Origin of the sequence: Gordonia sp. NB41Y (assembly GCF_030718915.1) — a bacterium.
GTDB lineage: Bacteria > Actinomycetota > Actinomycetes > Mycobacteriales > Mycobacteriaceae > Gordonia > Gordonia desulfuricans.
The window spans coordinates 2,838,526-2,854,902 of the sequence record NZ_CP132196.1 but is presented as its reverse complement, the minus strand read 5'-3'; the positions used below and the strand labels follow the sequence as shown (position 1 = coordinate 2,854,902).

Here is a 16,377-nt window from a genome sequence, read left to right as displayed (position 1 = left end):
TACCGATCAACCGAGATCTGCTGGAGGAGAAGAGATGAGCGAAGTGGTCCTGGACCGGCAGGGGTCCATCGCGACGGTGACGCTGAACCGGCCGGAGGCGAAGAACGCGATGAACGACGCGCTGCTCGACCGGCTGGTCGAGACCCTCGAGTCCCTCGACCACGATCAATCGGTTCGGGTCATCGTGCTGCGCGGCGCCGGTGGCGCGTTCTGCGTGGGCGGCGACCTGACCGTCGATCACAGCGGTACCACGGCCGCGGTCGCCGAGAGCCGGTTACGCGGCCACGTGCGCGCGGCGGAGATCCTGCGGGAGGGACACGCGGTGAGCATCGCCGCGGTGCGCGGACCGGCTGCGGGCGCGGGCTTTTCCCTCGCCGCGGCTTGCGATCTGCGCATCCTGACCGACTCGGCGGTCTTGCGTGCCTCTTTCCTGACCGCCGGGATGAGCGGCGATTTCGGGCTCTCCTGGTCACTGACCCGGCTGCTCGGTTCCGCTCGCGCACACGAGATCCTGCTGCTCAACGAGAAGATCACCGCCGAGTACGCCCGGCAGATCGGGCTGGCCACCGCCGTCGTGCCCGTCGACGAGCTCGACGCCCGCGTCACGGCCATCGCAACGTCACTGGCGGCGGGACCACCGCTGGCGACCGCGGGTATCAAGGCCAATCTGACTGACGCAGAGAATCTTTCGTTCACCGAATGCCTGCGGCGCGAATGCACACGACACGTGGCCACCGGCCTGAGCGAGGACGCCGCCGAGGCGGGCCGTGCCTTCCTGGAGCGCCGCACACCGCACTTCGCCGGACGTTGACCTCCGGCCGCTGAAACCCACTCCATACACGAGACCCCCTCGCCGACAACCCCATACAGAATTGGAGTTCCCATGTCCGATCAACCCTCCCAGACCGCCATCGTCACCGGCGCCGCCCGCGGTATCGGCGCCGCCGTCGCCGAGCGGCTGCTCGCCGACGGCATGTCGGTGGCCCTGCTCGACAACGACGCCGAGGCACTGTCGGTGACCGCGAAGCGGTTGTCCGAACACGGGCACGTGCATAGCGCGGTCACCGACGTACGCGACCCCGAATCCGTCGACGCCGCCGTCGCCTCCACCCGCGAGGAGCTCGGTGACCCGACGGTCCTGGTCAACGACGCCGGGTACATCCGGGACAACCTCTTCCACAAGATGACGCTGCAGGACTGGGACGACGTGATGAATGTGCACCTGCGGGCCGCGTTCATCACGACCCACGCGGTGACACCGTTCATGTCGGAGGCCGGGGCGGGTCGGATCATCAACATCTCCTCGATCGCGGCGCTCGGCAATCGGGGGCAGGCCAACTACAGCGCAGCCAAGGCGGGCATCCAGGGGTTCACCCGGACCCTCGCCATCGAACTCGGGCGCTTCGGGATCACCGCGAACGCGATTGCCCCGGGGTTCATCGACACCGACATGACGCGGGCCACCGCCGCGCGCATGCGGATGGACTTCGACGATCTCGCCAAGACCGCCTCCAAGCAGATCCCACTCGGCCGGATCGGCCGGCCCGACGACATCGCGTCGGTGGCATCCTTTCTGGCGGGACCCGATTCCCGCTACGTGACCGGTCAGATCATCTACGTCACCGGCGGACCCACGGTCTGACCGTCGTCCGTGATGATCTCGAGCAGAGGAGAAGACGATCACTGAGACCACCGAACCCCGCGTCTTTCACGGCGTGGACGAGCTACGCGACGCCGTGGGCAGCCACCTCGGGTACAGCCAGTGGCTCCCGATCACCCAGGACCGCGTCGACCTGTTCGCCGACGCCACCGGCGACCACCAGTGGATTCACGTCGACGTCGAGCGGGCGAAGGAAGGACCGTTCGGCGGGACGATCGCCCACGGATACCTCACGCTGTCGCTGCTGCCGATGCTGACCGCGGAGATCTACCGAGTCGACGGCGTCTCGATGGGCGTCAACTACGGATGCAACAAGGTCCGCTTCCCCAATCCGGTGCGCGTCGGGTCCCGGGTGCGCGCGGGTGCCGAACTGCTCTCGGTGGAGCAGAGCACGCTCGGTTATCTGGTGACGGTACGGGTGACGATCGAGATCGAGGGTGCACCCAAGCCGGGGTGCGTCGCGGAGTCACTAGCCGTCGTGGTGCCCTGAGGGTCGGTCGACCATCGACGGGGGATCAGCCGTCGGCGGGATTCTGCCACGTGCACAGGCACACCTCATTGCCCTCGGGGTCGGCGAGCACCCAGAACGACGGCGCATGTGCGTCGGTGAGCAGCTGCCCGTCGGCCTCGAGGGCCGCCTGGACACGCTGGTGCACCTCGTCGGCGGGCACCCACAGGTCGACGTGCATGCGGCTGCGCTGCGGCCGGGGCTCATCCATCTGCTGAAACCACACCGGCGGCAGCAGCCCGGTGGGGTCGACGAGATCGGTGGACTCCAGTTCGCGCGCCTCACCGTCGAGCCGGTTGTAGCCGAGAACCGCCTGCCAGAACGGGCGTACCGCGGCGATGTCGAGCGCGGCGATGGCCAGATCGAACCGTTCCGGCGGGGCGAGGGATTCCAGCTGCATCTCACGGGCGATCTCGGCGATGGTGTTGGCCAGCGCGACGTCGGCCTCGGTGAGCCGGTGTGCACTGTGCGTCACCAGGGTGAGGTGGACGGTGGCATACCGCAGGTCCACGTCGGGATGATGGCCGGCCCGTTCGGCGGCGTCGACCACCCGGGTGAGGAAATCCATTCCGCGAACCATCGAGCCCGTGCGGTACGAGACGCGCAGGTCGTTCGCGATCACCCGCCACGGGTCGGAGACCACCTCGGTGGCCTGTGCAGCGGAGACGGGAGTGCCTGTGGATCCACTTGTTCAGGGTCATCGGGTGGATACCGAAGTCGGCAGCGATCTGTTCGACAGTCACACCGTCTTCACGGTTCTGGGCGACGCGGACAACGTCGTCGCGGAACTCCTGGGGATAGGGCTTGGGCACAGCTGGCATCCTTCCAGGCCGCCCGGCAGGGCAAGCCAGATCAGATGTCACCTACTCGTGCACCAGCCCCCTGCCATACGACACTCAGACCACACCATCGGCAGCACAGAAAGGATCGGACCATGTCTCGCCGCCGCCCACCGCAACAGACCTCGTTCCTCGACGGCTTTGCCACCATCGCCTTCGTGATCTTCGTGGCACTGCTGGTCCTGGCAACGCTGGCCGGATAGCTACACTTTCGTCTTCGGTCCGCCGGATGCGGTGGTCTGATGACAGTTGACTTCATCGGACTGTTGGGCGGTCCACTCGTCGGACTAACACTGATCGCCTGGTGGATCATTCCCGGTGGACTGGTCGTGTTCGGGTGGCTGTGTGCCTCGATATGCCGTCGATTTGGGCGGTCACCGCTGATCCGGTTGCTGGAGCAAGAAGTCGAGGTGTTACGGCGTGCGGCGGCGTATTCGTCGCAGGCGAACCTGCCGGGAAAATGATGTACCCGCTCGTGGTCGAGCTCGCCGCTGTCAGCCGCACCTTCCGGGCTCCGTAAACACCGTAGTTCGACGCGCGCACCGCGGGATGTGGTGCACCGGAGAGCATGGCGAGGGTTCAGGAGCTGCCGGGAAAACCCGCGCGTGCGGTATCGGCGGCTGTGCCCGGTTCGCGGGCCGGACCGTAGCCTTCGCTGCGGCCGTCGCGGATAGAAACATCGCGATCCCACGGGACCCGGTACTGGCCGGCTGCCAGATCAGTGACATATCGGAACGGATTATCGGCAAGTCCCTCCCGAATCGCGGTGTAGCCGCGGTGGCCGAGCTGATAGATGTTGTTCTCCACACCCCATGTGCGGCGCGCCTTCTCGGCTCGCGCGGGCGAGAAGGCGGCGGTGACCACCCGGCCGGGAGTCTGATCGCCCTCGACCAGCACGCTGCCGTCGATGTCGCAGGCCATGGCGCCGCCGAGGGAGGGGAAGCCGTTGCCGTCATCGCCGGCCAGGCAGACCGAAACGGTATAGGCCATATTGCTGAATGCGTTGGCTTGGTTGCTGATTCGCCAGGCCTGCTCGAACGGAAGCTTGTAGCCTGCCTGCCGGACGATGACGGTGGCACCCTGGTAGGCCAGGTCGCGGGCGGCCTCAGGAAAGCACCCGTCGTGGCAGATGAGTAATCCGATCGTCGAGCCCCGGGGGCCGGAGCAGACCGACAGTGGATCAGACCCGGGTTCCCACGGTTCCTTGGGCGACCAGGGAAAGAGTTTGCGGGTATGCAGCACGATCTCTCCGTGCTCGTCCACCAGGATTGACGAATTGAACGGTGCACCATGCGGATTGGTCTCCATGACGGAGAACGCCGCCCACACCGAGTGCCGGCGGCATGCGGCGGTGAGTAGATCGGTTTCGGGGCCAGGAATGGTACACATCAGACTGTCGTCGGCCCAGCCCTCCTTTCGGAGGCCGTGGAGTCCGTATTCGGGAAGCACGACCAGATCGACGCGCGGCATTCCGGTGGCGATCTCGGCGAGCGTCGCGGTGGTGGCGCGTACCGCTTCGGCAAGATCGGCCCGATTCCGCACCAGGGCGATCTGTTGTTGGACCATTGCCACTACGAGCTCGTCATCGTTGGCATTGAAACCACTGAAATACATTGATACCAACCCTATTTCGTACTTGTCGGGGATTCGACTCGCATGTCGGTCACATAGCGAGGCCCGGACATGCGGCCGAGGACCTGACTGGTCTCCACATGCAGGCGTTCGCGATAGTGCCCGGGTGCAGCGGTGGCGAGCACTACTTCACCGATGACCAGGCAGTCGGAACCCACCGCCACCTCCTGCATCAGTCGGCATTCGAGCGACACCAGTGCGTCGGCCACCGAAGGCGGCGACACGGCCAGTGAGGGCCGGTCCGCGATATTGCACGCCTGGAACTCGTCGACATCCGGCGGATAGGCGAAACCTGTTGCATTTACCGACGTCATCGACGATGTCGGGGCGATATTGACGACGAACTCGCCGGTGGCCCGAACGTTGGCCAGGGTGTCCTTGATGCCGCCCTCGGGTGTGGGACCAACCGAGAACACCACTGCTCCCGGCGAGCGGGAGGCGACGGTGAAAAAGCTGAACGGCGCGAGATTCACCACCCCGGCGGCCGACTTCGTCGACACCCAGGCGATCGGCCGTGGCAAAACGCACCCGGTGAGCATCCGGTAGACGAAGCCCTCCGGAAGCTCATCGGGGCGAAGCACGTCCCGAACCTGATCGACGTCGGTGATGGTGTTCTCGTCCATCCGATGAACCTCCATAGCTATCGGTAGCGCAATCGATTGCATCGAGCCTAGCGAACCCTGCCGCCATGCGCCATTCGACCTGCCCCAGTCGACCCGCCCCATTCGACCGAGAGCCGTCGGCTTGGGGCATTCGACCGGGGACGGTCAGCGGCTCGTCGGGCGGTGGTGGGGGTGCGACGTGGTTCCGCGCACCACCAGCTCGGGCTGGAGAACCAGCGACGAGACCGGCAGGCCGTTCATCGCCGCGAGCAGCACCTCGCACGCGTGCCGGCCCATCGCCGGGTACGGACTCCGGATGGTGGTGAGAGGCAACATCAGATTGCGGGCAGCGGGAATGTCGTTGTAGCCCAACAGACTCACGTCGGTACCCGGCCGTAGCCCACTGTCGCGTAGCGCGCCGATAGCGCCTATCGCCGCGTCGTCGTTGGCGACGAACAAGGCGGTGATCTGCGGGTGCTGCGCCAGAATCTGCAGTGTGCCGCGCACGCCGTCGTCGACGCCGAAGCCGACCGGGGCAACGGCGTCGTCGGGAATGGTGATGCCACGCTCGGCGTAGGTCTCACGGAATCCGTCGAGCCGGTCGGCGCCGGTCGAACTCCACAGTGGCCCGGTCACCACGCCGACGTCGGTATGACCGAGCTCGAGTAGGTGCTCGGCGGCCAGGCGCCCACCCCGGCGGTCGTCACATGTGACCGAGAGCAGGCCGGGGTAGCGGCGGTTGACCAGTACGGAAACCGTGCCGTCACCGGCGAGCTTGGGCAGGGTTGGGTCGTCCAGCCGTGCGTCACCGATGATGAGGCCGTCGACGCTACGGCCGATGAGTAGCTGCCGTCTGCGGGCCTGGACCTTGGGATCGTCGTGGGTGTTGGCGACGAAGGCATCGTAACCGGCTGCGTTGGCGGTGGATTCGATGTTGTCGTACACGCAGGAGAGCACTACGTCGGTCAGCTGTGGCACCAGCACACCAAAGGCGCTCGACCGGCGGGTGGTGAGGCTGGCCGCGTTGGGATTGGGTACGTAACCCAGATCGCTGGCGATCTGCACGATTCGCAGGTCCGAGTCGCTGGGCCGACCAGTTCTGCCGGTGCCGCGCCGCAGCACCCGCGATACCGTGGACGCGTGCACCCCGGCGGCATCGGCAACCGTCTTCAGGGTGACTCGTTGACGTTCATTCACTCGTCGACGTTCATTCATCGGCCCTCCCGCCATTCACTCTGCAATCGGATGCACACGCTACCGGATGCGCTTTCCCCATACCGAGTGACGCGCAGGTCTGGGCAGGAGTGCTGCATGACGCTGCATAACTAGGTCATTGCGCTGGACACCACAACCGTCGTGTTAAGTGCCGGTAACTAGATGTCGGTGGACTTGACCCTCTTAGGCCAGGTACTCAAGTATGGGTGCAACCGATAACGCAATCGGTTGCAGCATGGCGATTGAGAAGCACGTCAAGTCGGCGATGGCGAAGCACACCGGGTCGGCGTTAGGAGTGAGCCCGACGCGGGCCAGGAAACAGGTGAGTGAGGTTTTGGTGACCACGATCGGGGTTGGCGTAGCGCAGATGGTGGCGCGTCCGGGTGAGCTCGAGGGCAACCTGGCGACCGCCGAGATGCTCCTACAGGAAATGGCGGGACAGGGTGCACAGATCGTGGTGCTACCGGAGCTGTTCGCCACCTCCTACGACATCGAGCAGGCCGCGGCGATGGTGCGGCGCGAGATGGAGTTGGTACTTCCGCGGCTCACCTCATTGGCGGCCACGCTCGGGCTGACCATCGCCACGACAGTTCTGGCAGGCGATGGACGCGACGGTACGCTGTGCAACCTTGCCGTGGTGATCGACCGTAGAGGGGTGATCGCCACTGCGGGCAAGCAGATGCTGTGGGCCGGGGAGTCGACGATCTTCGCTCCTGATCACGGCCCCCGGGCCCTGGTGCGTTCGTCGGGTGCCGCGCTCGGCGTCGCAGTCTGCTATGAAGCCGGATTCCCTGAATTGACAAGAGAATTGGCGGTTCGTGGTGCCGATATCATCTCGATACCGGCGGCGTTCGGAGCTTCCCGCCGGTATGCCTGGGATCTGCTGACGCGCAGCCGTGCGGTGGAGAACGGCTGTTTTGTTCTCGCCGCGGGACTCGCCGATCCGGAGGACGCGTCCGCTCCGAGATTCTCAGGTCACAGCCGCATCGTCGATCCTCGCGGACAGATCCTGGCCGAACTCGCCGACAGCGAGGGGGTGCTCACCGCCAGGATCGATCTGTCCGACATCGCATCCGCGCGGACCGAGATTCCCTACCTCGCAGCGCTCTCCGCCCGCCAGGCGAAAGCTGCCTCACCAACAGCACTCACTCACCCCATCACCACTGGACAATAGGAGCAGGAGACGATGCAAGCACTCACAACGGCCGATCTTGTTGCGGCCTTCACCGACGAATTGCGGCTGTGCCGGCTGACCAGCGACGAGCACCTGGTGATTCTCGCCGAACCGACCAGCCGGCAGGACTACATCGGCGCCGCCTTTGCCGCAGGCAAGGCGCTGGGAGCCCACGTCCTGGTCGTGACTGCGCCCGGCGGTGGCCCCACACCGGTGCCACCCACCCACACCGGCGCCGGGTCTGGACTCGAATCGGTGCTAACCGACGATCTCGCGATCGGGACGCTGACGGGAGCCGATCTCGTCGTGGATCTCACCCGGGAAGGGTTCATCCACGCGCCGGTGCAACAAACCATCTTGGCGGCCGGGACACGCATCCTCTTTGTGTGTGACCCACCCGAGGTGCTGGTTCGGAACATGCCCACCCCGGCCGACAAGATCCGCGTGACCGATGCCGTGGGAAAAATCCGCTCGTCGACGAGCATGCACGTCACCTCGGTTGCCGGGACCGATCTCGTCGTCGACATTAGCAACTGCCACCCAGGGTTCCAGACCGGCTTCGCCGACGACCCCGGCCGGTGGGATCACTGGCCATCGACGATGGCGATGTGTTGGCCGGAGGTCTCCAACGGCCAGATCGTGCTGGCACCGGGCGACATCGTGCTGCCGTTCAAGGATTACGTGGTGGATGAGACCGTTCTGACGATCGTCAACGGTTACATCGACACCATCGCCGGTGGCTTCACCGCTCAGATGCTGCGTCAGTACTTCGCCGACACCGAGGACAAGTGGGGTCGATACCTCTCGCACATGGGTTGGGGGCTAATGCACAGTGCGGACTGGTTCGCGCACGCATTATACGCCAAGCACGAACTCATGGGCATGGATGCACGCGCGTTCGCCGGAAACTTCCTGTGGTCGACCGGCCCACACCCGTTCCTCGACCGTGACTCCTACGCCCACCTCGATATCGCCATGCGCAACTGCACTATAAGTCTCGACGGTGTGCCCGTAGTGGAGGCGGGAACGCTCGTCGGTAAGACGTCACTCTGACCCGCCCGAATTTCCCGGTGTGCCTTCAGCGGCGCGGACGCATCGGTCACCTCGATCATCCACCCTCGCTAGGAGTTTGCCCTCATGTTTCCTGAACAGGTCAGCGGTACCAGCATGTCGATTGCGGGATTCTATGCCATATGTGTGGCAGCCGTGATTATCGTCGTCGCCGGCATCACCCTCGTCGACGTCGGGCTGGTGTCCCGAAAGAATCGTCTCGACACCGCGGTTCAGAAGCTCATCGGAACCTTCATCGCAGTTGCCGCGTATGCAGTGGTGGGCAACGCGATCTGGAACTGGCAGTTCAATCAAGCGACCGGAACCGGAAGCTTTGGCGACCTGTTCACCGACTGGTCGCTGTGGGGATCGTTCTCCACCACCCCGGCATCGGAAACCGACCCAGCGGTCTTCGCCGATGCCGACGTGCATCAGGTATTCCTCGCATTCAACGCCATATTCATGGGTGCGGCTGTGGCGGTGCTGCATTCGCTGGGATTGCAGCGACTCAAGGCCAAGGCGTACTTCATCATCGCAGCCGTGGTCGGTGGCCTGGTGGGCCCCCTCAACATCTATCTGACCTGGGGATCGGCCAGCCCACTCACCGCTCGTGGATATCACGACTTCCTGGGAGTCGCGCCGCTGTACATCTTCGCGGCCTTCTTCGGGCTGGTCCTGGTGTGGCGTCTCGGACCGGCCCAAAAGGCCGATCTCGAACTGAATGCACTGGGGCTGAGTATCGTCGGTCTGCTCATGATGATGTTCGGGTGCGCCGTCTACGCACTCGGTTGCGGAATCATCATCCCGGACGTCGGATTCCTCGGTATCAGTTACAGCACATCCGGTTTAGGTGTGGTGTCGATCAACATCATGATGGCCTTCGCCTTCGGCGCCGTAGGTGGCCTCGTCGTCGGGTATCTCACGCGCAACATCATCGTCACCGCGCTCTCGCCACTCTGCGGTTTTGTTTCCTGCGCCCCCGGAATGGACATTCTGGAGGCGTGGCAGGTGGCCATCATCGCCTTCTTTGCGCCGATGCTCACCGCACTTGCCCTACGCTTCGTCACGCGGATCGGCCTGGACGAGAAGAAGATCATCGGCCTGGGCATCGGTAGCGGAGTCTACGGCGTACTGGCCACCGGGGTGTTCGCGTGGGGCACACCTACCGGTGGGGTCTCCGGCGTCGAATCCGGAACCTATGCATTCCAGGGGGCAGAAGTGAACCTCGGTTGGCAGCTCTTGGGAGTGGTGGCCATGGCGGCCAGTGGTGCCGTCGCCGCACTGATTCTCACGACCGTCCTCAAACACACTGTGGGACTGCGCGTTTCGGATGAGGCCATGGACCGTGGACTCGACGAATACTACTGGGGAGGAGGTGATTCCGCCGGCAGCTTGCCTGAGACTCAGACCGAGGACATGGTTGTTGTTCAGCCGGCGACCTCATCGACCGGACATGCATGACGCCCCAATCTCCTGGGCGCCCGCAACCTGCTGAGCCCGCAATCTATTGAGCCTCGAACCTACTGATCTGCACACAAACCCGTGTCACGGGACACGAAAGGAATATCGCAATGACAACAACCGAACAGCCAGCGGCTGAGCACCCCACCCCGACGGGCAAAAAGGTCTACCTGCGCACCGGTGACCAGTTCAAGCAATCGATCGACGACGGCCGACGAATCTGGGTGAATGGGCAGGAAGCGGCTAATGTGGCCTCCGTTCCCGCACTTTCGGCGGGTGTGGACATGCTCGCCTCGATATTCGACGACCAGTTCAGCGCCGAGCACTCCGACGTGCTCACCACCTACGATGCGGGACTGGACGCGACCATCAGTGCTGCCTGGATGGTGCCCACCACCATCGAGGAGCTGCGTCGCCGGCGTGCAGTGATCGAATACACCACGATGAAGAGTGTGGGAACCTACGGCCGCACCTTCGACCTGGCTCCGCTGATCGCGGTGGGACTCAAGGCATATCAGCCGACGTTCGAGAAGTCGTCACCGGAATTCGCCCGCAACAACCCGAATTTCGCCGCGAACATCACCTCCTATCTCGAGCACGGCAAGCGTTCGAACATCGTGATGGCCGAGGTGCTGGCCGACCCGCAGAACGATCGCTCTGGGCCCTCCGGTGCCACGGCAGGTCTTTTGCGGATCGTCTCGCAGGAGACGGGCGGGGTGCGCGTATCGGGTGCGAAATCGGTGGGTTCGATTGCCGCGCAGGCCGATGAGATCGTGTTCACCAATCTGCTGCGGCCCGACTTTCCGCCTGAGGCCTGCGTGTGGGCGGCGCTCCCGGTGGGAACCGAGGGAATCAAGCTGATCAGTCGGCCGCCGGTGTCCAAGCCGGGTGCGGATCCTTTCGATCATCCGGTGGCCTACCGCGGCGAGGAAGCCGATCAGTTCATCGTGTTCGACAACGTACTGATCCCCAATGACCGGGTCTTCAATGTCGGCGACCCCGAACTGCTGCAGTACTACGGCCGGGTGTGTGCCTGGCTGCACTGGCACATCCTCACCCGGCTCTGGTACAAGGCCGAGATCTTCGTGGGTGCGGCCCAAGCAGTGGTCGATGCGCTGGGCACCGCCCGAATTCCGGCGGTGCGCGCCCAGGTGTCCGAGCTGATCAATTACGCCCAGACCCTCAAGGCGTTCATCATTGCCGCCGAGGATGGGGCATTCATGACCGAGGGTGGCGTTCTGTGCCCGGATATCCCGATGCTCACGTCGGGGCGGTTGCATTCGATTCAGAACTACCCACGCATCATCCACATTCTGCAGGAACTGTGTGGTCAGGGTTTGGTGATGCGGTTCTCCAAGGCCGATTTCGACAATGCCGAGACCGGGGCATTGCTGGATTCCTTGCTGCCCGGACACGGAATCTCTGCTCAGGACAAGAACCGGCTAATGAATTTCGTATGGGATCTGACAAGTTCGGGGCTGGCCGGTCGGGTGGAGCTGTTCGAGAACGTCAACGCGACGCCGGCACCGTTGCTGCATGAGCGGATCTGGGCCGAGTATCCGCGCGACATGATGGCGGCAAAGGCACGGAAGATTGCGGGACTGTAGAGATGGCGGGTGAACGAGTGCTGGATTCCCCGACTGAGGTGACCGAGCTGTACCTGGAGTCGATGCGCCGATCGGCGGCCGGGGTGAGCGTTGTGGTGGCAGAGATGGACGGCAGGCAGTGGGCCACGACCATCACCGCGTGGTGCTCGGTGTCGGTGAGTCCACCAACTTTGATCATCTCGTTGTCGTCGCACACCGCCGCAGCAGCTGCGGTGTCGGAAACGCAGAGATTCGGATTGGCGCTGTTGGGCACCGACGCGCAGCCAGTGGCCGAGTTCGGGTCTGCGGCGGGGCAGGCGAAGTTCCTGGATCAGTCCGATCACCTTCATCCGGGGGTGGATGGCTGCGTGAAGGGCGCGTTTGCACATCTCGATTGCCAGGTGCAGCAGCAACTCGATGTGGCCGATCACCGAATCTTCGTCGGCCGTGTCACCAGCGCGGTGATGTTCGACGAGGCCGATCCGCTGGTGTACTCCAATCGACAGTACTGCGGGTTGGCCAGGTGGGAGAACAAGTGAGTTCTCCTGCGTCGACGACGCTTGTCGACAGTTTCTACACGGCCTACAACGAGCATGCTGCGGCCGTCGCCGCCGACCTCTATGCCGTCGATGGGCTCCACCGCGATCTCGCGTCAGGGGTCACGGCCGCCGGCCGTGATGAGATCGCGCGATCGCTGACGGGGTTCGTATCCCGGATGGGCAATGCGAGGTGGGCGGTGACCGAATTGCTGGGGCGTGACGATCGGTTCGCGGTGCACTACGAGCTGACCGGCGAGTGGACACTCCGAGACGGCACCGTGCGCCCGGTGCGGTTGCCCGGTATCCACGTGTTCATCCTCGGCGACCGGATGATCAGGGAAACGATGGACTTCTGGAGTTCGGCGGAGTTTGCTCGGCAGATCAGTGGTGTGTGACCCAGATTCGAACCTGGAGTATCCGGCAGAAGCCGTCAGTTCTCTGAGAATTGACGGCTTCTGCGGTCGGTTCTTTAGCCTCGGGCTTTCACGCTGATTTCAACCAATTCAGACTTGTTGATGTAGCTATGCCGGTAGTAATGCTCATGTTTGAACGTCGACCCCGATTAGCCGGCCAATAGGCAGACGCCGGTCCGGCCCATCGAGACCGCAACAGACCAAACAGACCATGCGGCTGGCAGGCGTTCGCCATGGCATGGGCAGTATATTGGGATGATCCCCCCTGTCCGAGTGCAGAACTGTTCCTCTCACACGCCCTCGACGCATCCGCACTGCCATTTCGACTGCATCGTCACCAACTCGGTGCCATATGATCGGCGACCGCCCGCCTCAGCACGCGTTTAGCCTCGGGCTTTCACGCTGATTCCGTGTCGTGAATGAAGAATGGTGCCCTGACCTGGGATGATTGGACTTACCACAGTTTCAATCGGACCAGTTCGAGGAGCACCATTCAGGTGAGTAAGTCTACGTCGTGGTACCCGTCGTTGTCTGTAGATGGTTCCCGAACCGGGGTGGTGTCGCACGCCGGGGCGACGGTCCTGCTGCGGGCGGCCGAGAAAACCGGTCTGAGCAGGCACTTGTCGACCGGGTTGACGCCGTGGCGCAAGCCTCTGGCCACTCACGATCCGGGCAAGATCCTGCTCGACCTCGCCGTCGCGGTCGCCTTGGGCGGCGACTGTCTGGCTGATATCAACCAGATCCGTGCCGACCCGGGCGTGTTCGGGCCGGTGGCCTCGGATCCGACGGTGTCGCGGCTGATCTCCACACTGGCCACCGAAGCACCGGCAGCCTTGTCGGCGATCAACTCCGCCCGCGCCGCCGCCCGGGCGCAGGCGTGGACCGCGGCCGGCACCGCAGCCCCCGACCACGACCGCGATGCGCGTCATCCGTTGATCATCGATCTCGACGCCACCTTGGTGACCGCACACTCCGACAAAGAACACGCCACCCCAAACTGGAAGAAAGGCTACGGATTTCACCCGCTGTGCGCGTTCGCCGACCACCAAGCCGCCGGCACCGGCGAACCCCTCGCAATCATGTTGCGGCCCGGTAATGCCGGGTCGAACACCGCTGCTGATCACATCGCCGTCGTCGAGCAGGCCCTGGTCCAGGTACCCGGCGTCGATGGCTATCGGGTCGGCAAGACGGTGTTGATCCGTACCGATTCGGCTGGCGGTACCCACGAATTCCTGGAGTATCTGACCAGGCGGCGGTTGGCCTACTCGGTCGGGTTCGGACTCACCGAGGCCATCGCCGAGATCGTCGACCGACTACTACCCGAGGCGTGGACCCCGGCCTACGACGCCGACGGTGTCGAGCGTGACGGGGCGTGGGTCGCGGAACTGACGGGCATGCTGGACCTGTCGGGCTGGCCCGCCGGGATGCGGGTCATCGTCCGGAAAGAGACACCGCATCCGGGAGCGCAGTTGCGGTTCACCGACTCCGACGGCATGCGGCTGACCGCGTTCGCCACCAACACACCCCGCGGCCAGCTCGCCGAACTCGAACTACGCCACCGGCGGCGGGCCCGTTGCGAGGACCGCATCCGCACCGCCAAAGACTGCGGCCTGGCGAACCTTCCGCTGCACGGTTTTGATCAGAACCGCATCTGGTGTGCCATCGTCGCGGTGGCGTGTGAGTTGATCGCCTGGACGCAGATGCTCGCCTTCACCACCACCCCCGCCCGACGGTGGGAACCCAAACGGCTACGACTACAACTGTTTTCGATCGCTGCCCGACTGACCCGTCACGCGCGGCGGACCCGACTCAAACTCGCCGCCACCGCACCCCACCGGCAGCTACTGCTCGACGGACTCACCCGACTCGCAGCACTTCCCGACCCCGGCTGACCCCCGGCCAGCCTGACCCACCGACTGAAAGGACAACGCACTTCGGGGCCGTGAACCCCGACGCCCACCGACGCTCGGCCACCCACTCACGGCCCCGGTCCGGAATCCGGTCCTCAGACCACCACTCCGGGCCCGCTCAAACACCGGGCGACCCCCGACGAAACATCGAGGTTAGAGTGTTCATCTTTGATCGCACACAGGTACATACCGCCTTCGCCGCAGGTCAGATAGGAATGCCCGATGTCCAGACGGCATCAATCCGGCCCTGATCGAAGGCTCGGTTGACCAGATCAGGAGGAAACGTAGCGAACGGATCGACCACCGTTGTCGGCGGCGAGAACGTGCGTGGGCTGATCCCGGCGATCCCACGTTCAGCCATGATCTTGGCGACAGTCTTCTCGGCCACCAATCGGCCGTTTGCGCGCAGTTCGGCGTTGATCCATCCCGGAGTTTCCGGAGACTGTGTCTCACGGAAGGATGGATGCCATGGCATCAGGAACGAAGCGGTACCCGGCTGATTTGAAGCGGGACGCGGTGGACATGGTGGCCCAGTTGGTGGCCGACGGGTCGACGGAGTGGGCGGCAATGAACAAGACCGCCGGCCTGCTCGGGATCGGGTCGGCGGAGACGGTACGCAAATGGGTCCGCAACGTCCCCGAAGCAGCCGCTGCGGTGTCGGAGGCAGCGGTCGACGGTGATGAGGTCAGACGCCTGCGGAAGGAGAATGCGGAACTCAAACGCGCCAACGGGATCTTGAAGGCGGCAGCCAGTTTCTTCGCGGCCGAGATCGACCGGCCACACCGCTGATCGTGGAGTTCATCGCCGCTCACCAGGGCAACCGGGTGGGCGGCGATGGTCTTGTCTGGGGAGTCGATCCGATGTGCCGAGTGCTCACCGAGCACGGTCTGCCCATCGCCCCATCCACATATACGAGCACGTCAACAAGCAGCCCACTGCACGTATGGTCGCCGATGCGCAGGTCATCGACGCGATCTACTCGCTCCGGAAGGAGCAGCAGCTCTACCAGGTTCTCGGCTCGCGGAAGATGTGGATTAAGTTGCGCAGCGACGGGATTGACGTCGCCCGCTGCACCGTCGAGCGCCTCATGCGGGAGATGGGGTGGCACGGCGCGTTGAAGAAGAGCCCGCACACCACCCGCCCCAACCATGACCACGAGCGGCCGGAAGACCTGGTCGATCGCCGGTTCTGGGCGGCGGAACCGAACCGCTTATGGGTGGCCGATTTCACCTACTGCCGTATCGCGACGGGGTGGGCGTACGCGGCGTTCGTCACCGATGTGTTCGCCCGCAAGATCGTCGGCTGGAAGGTCGCCTCACAGATGACGACGGACCTGGTCACCGCCGCCATCGATAACGCTATCGCGGCCCGAATGCGTTCTGGCGTAACGGATCTGGACGGTTTGACCCATCACAACGACGCTGGCTCGCAGTATACGGCGCTCGCGTTCACCGAGCGCCTCGCCGAGGCCGGGATCGCCGCTTCAGTCGGAAGTGTTGGAGACAGCTACGACAACGCTCTGGCCGAATCGGTGAACTCCGACTACAAGAACGAGCTCGTCGACAACCAGCCCCGGTTCCCCGGGGTCACCGAACTGTCACTGGCGCCCGCGCAATGGGTCGCGTTCTACAACCAGGAACGGCCGCACACCTACTGCGACGACCTGACCCCAGACGAGGCTGAACAGTTCCACTACGATCACAGACGTGCCCTCAGACCGGAGGAAGCACTCACAAGATGAGGTCTCCGGAAACGCCGGGATGGTTCTCTTTGCTGATTGAGCCGGGA

15 protein-coding genes and 2 pseudogenes are annotated in these 16,377 nt (G+C 64.2%); 12 read left to right on the top strand and 5 right to left on the bottom strand.

The features are described from left to right. Nucleotides 1-34: 34 nt before the first annotated feature. The 3 genes from Q9K23_RS12265 (at nucleotide 35) to Q9K23_RS12255 (ending at nucleotide 2,150) form a co-directional block, all read left to right on the top strand. On the top strand, nucleotides 35-811 hold the full coding sequence (locus Q9K23_RS12265; RefSeq protein WP_053778455.1) for an enoyl-CoA hydratase-related protein: 777 nt from the start codon (nucleotides 35-37) through the stop codon (nucleotides 809-811). 72 nt (nucleotides 812-883) lie between these two features. After that, nucleotides 884-1,642, top strand: a complete 759-nt coding sequence (fabG, locus tag Q9K23_RS12260; RefSeq protein ID WP_020789667.1) for a 3-oxoacyl-ACP reductase FabG — start codon at nucleotides 884-886, stop codon at nucleotides 1,640-1,642. Nucleotides 1,643-1,679: 37 nt separating this feature from the next. Beyond that, nucleotides 1,680-2,150 (top strand): MaoC family dehydratase, encoded by a 471-nt coding sequence (locus Q9K23_RS12255; protein WP_053778456.1) that lies wholly within the window; start codon nucleotides 1,680-1,682, stop codon nucleotides 2,148-2,150. Nucleotides 2,151-2,175: 25 nt separating this feature from the next. Here the strand turns inward: Q9K23_RS12255 and Q9K23_RS12250 are convergent. Next, nucleotides 2,176-2,856: pseudogene (locus Q9K23_RS12250) on the bottom strand (VOC family protein); the annotation flags it as partial. Between the two features lie 393 nt (nucleotides 2,857-3,249). Between Q9K23_RS12250 and Q9K23_RS12245 the strand changes: the two are divergent. Continuing rightward, the gene (locus Q9K23_RS12245) at nucleotides 3,250-3,471 is read left to right on the top strand and encodes a hypothetical protein (RefSeq protein ID WP_020789659.1); all 222 of its coding nucleotides are present in this window, start codon (nucleotides 3,250-3,252) and stop codon (nucleotides 3,469-3,471) included. Nucleotides 3,472-3,586: 115 nt separating this feature from the next. Here the strand turns inward: Q9K23_RS12245 and Q9K23_RS12240 are convergent, their stop codons facing one another. The 3 genes from Q9K23_RS12240 to Q9K23_RS12230 all read right to left on the bottom strand — a co-directional run bounded on the left by Q9K23_RS12240 (nucleotide 3,587) and on the right by Q9K23_RS12230 (nucleotide 6,438). After that, entirely contained in the window at nucleotides 3,587-4,621 is a 1,035-nt protein-coding gene (locus tag Q9K23_RS12240) for a formamidase (protein WP_053778457.1), read from the bottom strand. 11 nt (nucleotides 4,622-4,632) lie between these two features. Next, nucleotides 4,633-5,262, bottom strand: a complete 630-nt coding sequence (locus Q9K23_RS12235) for a flavin reductase family protein (RefSeq protein WP_160319631.1) — start codon at nucleotides 5,260-5,262, stop codon at nucleotides 4,633-4,635. Between the two features lie 144 nt (nucleotides 5,263-5,406). After that, the gene (locus tag Q9K23_RS12230; protein ID WP_261978078.1) at nucleotides 5,407-6,438 is read right to left on the bottom strand and encodes a LacI family DNA-binding transcriptional regulator; all 1,032 of its coding nucleotides are present in this window, start codon (nucleotides 6,436-6,438) and stop codon (nucleotides 5,407-5,409) included. 220 nt (nucleotides 6,439-6,658) lie between these two features. Between Q9K23_RS12230 and Q9K23_RS12225 the strand changes: the two genes are divergently transcribed. From Q9K23_RS12225 to Q9K23_RS12195, 7 genes are all read left to right on the top strand, one after another. Continuing rightward, nucleotides 6,659-7,630, top strand: coding sequence for a carbon-nitrogen hydrolase family protein (locus tag Q9K23_RS12225; RefSeq protein ID WP_305950524.1), 972 nt, complete (start codon nucleotides 6,659-6,661; stop codon nucleotides 7,628-7,630). 12 nt (nucleotides 7,631-7,642) lie between these two features. Beyond that, nucleotides 7,643-8,683, top strand: a complete 1,041-nt coding sequence (locus tag Q9K23_RS12220) for a hypothetical protein (protein WP_053778461.1) — start codon at nucleotides 7,643-7,645, stop codon at nucleotides 8,681-8,683. A gap of 84 nt (nucleotides 8,684-8,767) precedes the next feature. After that, nucleotides 8,768-10,141: a hypothetical protein gene (locus Q9K23_RS12215; RefSeq protein WP_305950523.1), complete on the top strand. Its 1,374-nt coding sequence runs from the start codon at nucleotides 8,768-8,770 to the stop codon at nucleotides 10,139-10,141. Between the two features lie 110 nt (nucleotides 10,142-10,251). Continuing rightward, nucleotides 10,252-11,748 carry a 4-hydroxyphenylacetate 3-hydroxylase N-terminal domain-containing protein gene (locus Q9K23_RS12210; protein WP_020789662.1) on the top strand — a complete coding sequence of 499 codons (1,497 nt, stop codon included), beginning with the start codon at nucleotides 10,252-10,254 and terminating at the stop codon, nucleotides 11,746-11,748. Between the two features lie 2 nt (nucleotides 11,749-11,750). Then, nucleotides 11,751-12,266 carry a flavin reductase family protein gene (locus tag Q9K23_RS12205; RefSeq protein ID WP_053778463.1) on the top strand — a complete coding sequence of 172 codons (516 nt, stop codon included), beginning with the start codon at nucleotides 11,751-11,753 and terminating at the stop codon, nucleotides 12,264-12,266. Next, nucleotides 12,263-12,661: a nuclear transport factor 2 family protein gene (locus tag Q9K23_RS12200; RefSeq protein ID WP_020789669.1), complete on the top strand. Its 399-nt coding sequence runs from the start codon at nucleotides 12,263-12,265 to the stop codon at nucleotides 12,659-12,661. The genes Q9K23_RS12205 and Q9K23_RS12200 overlap by 4 nt, the downstream gene beginning before the upstream one ends. 515 nt (nucleotides 12,662-13,176) lie before the next feature. Continuing rightward, a complete protein-coding gene (locus tag Q9K23_RS12195; protein WP_305950522.1) occupies nucleotides 13,177-14,571 on the top strand; it encodes an IS1380 family transposase in 1,395 nt (464 codons plus the stop codon). A gap of 223 nt (nucleotides 14,572-14,794) precedes the next feature. On the opposite strand, the gene Q9K23_RS12190 is transcribed toward Q9K23_RS12195, so the two are convergent. After that, nucleotides 14,795-14,977 carry a hypothetical protein gene (locus Q9K23_RS12190; protein WP_020794670.1) on the bottom strand — a complete coding sequence of 61 codons (183 nt, stop codon included), beginning with the start codon at nucleotides 14,975-14,977 and terminating at the stop codon, nucleotides 14,795-14,797. 80 nt (nucleotides 14,978-15,057) lie between these two features. Here Q9K23_RS12190 and Q9K23_RS12185 point away from each other — a divergent pair. Continuing rightward, nucleotides 15,058-16,330: pseudogene (locus Q9K23_RS12185) on the top strand (IS3 family transposase). Nucleotides 16,331-16,377 lie beyond the last annotated feature (47 nt).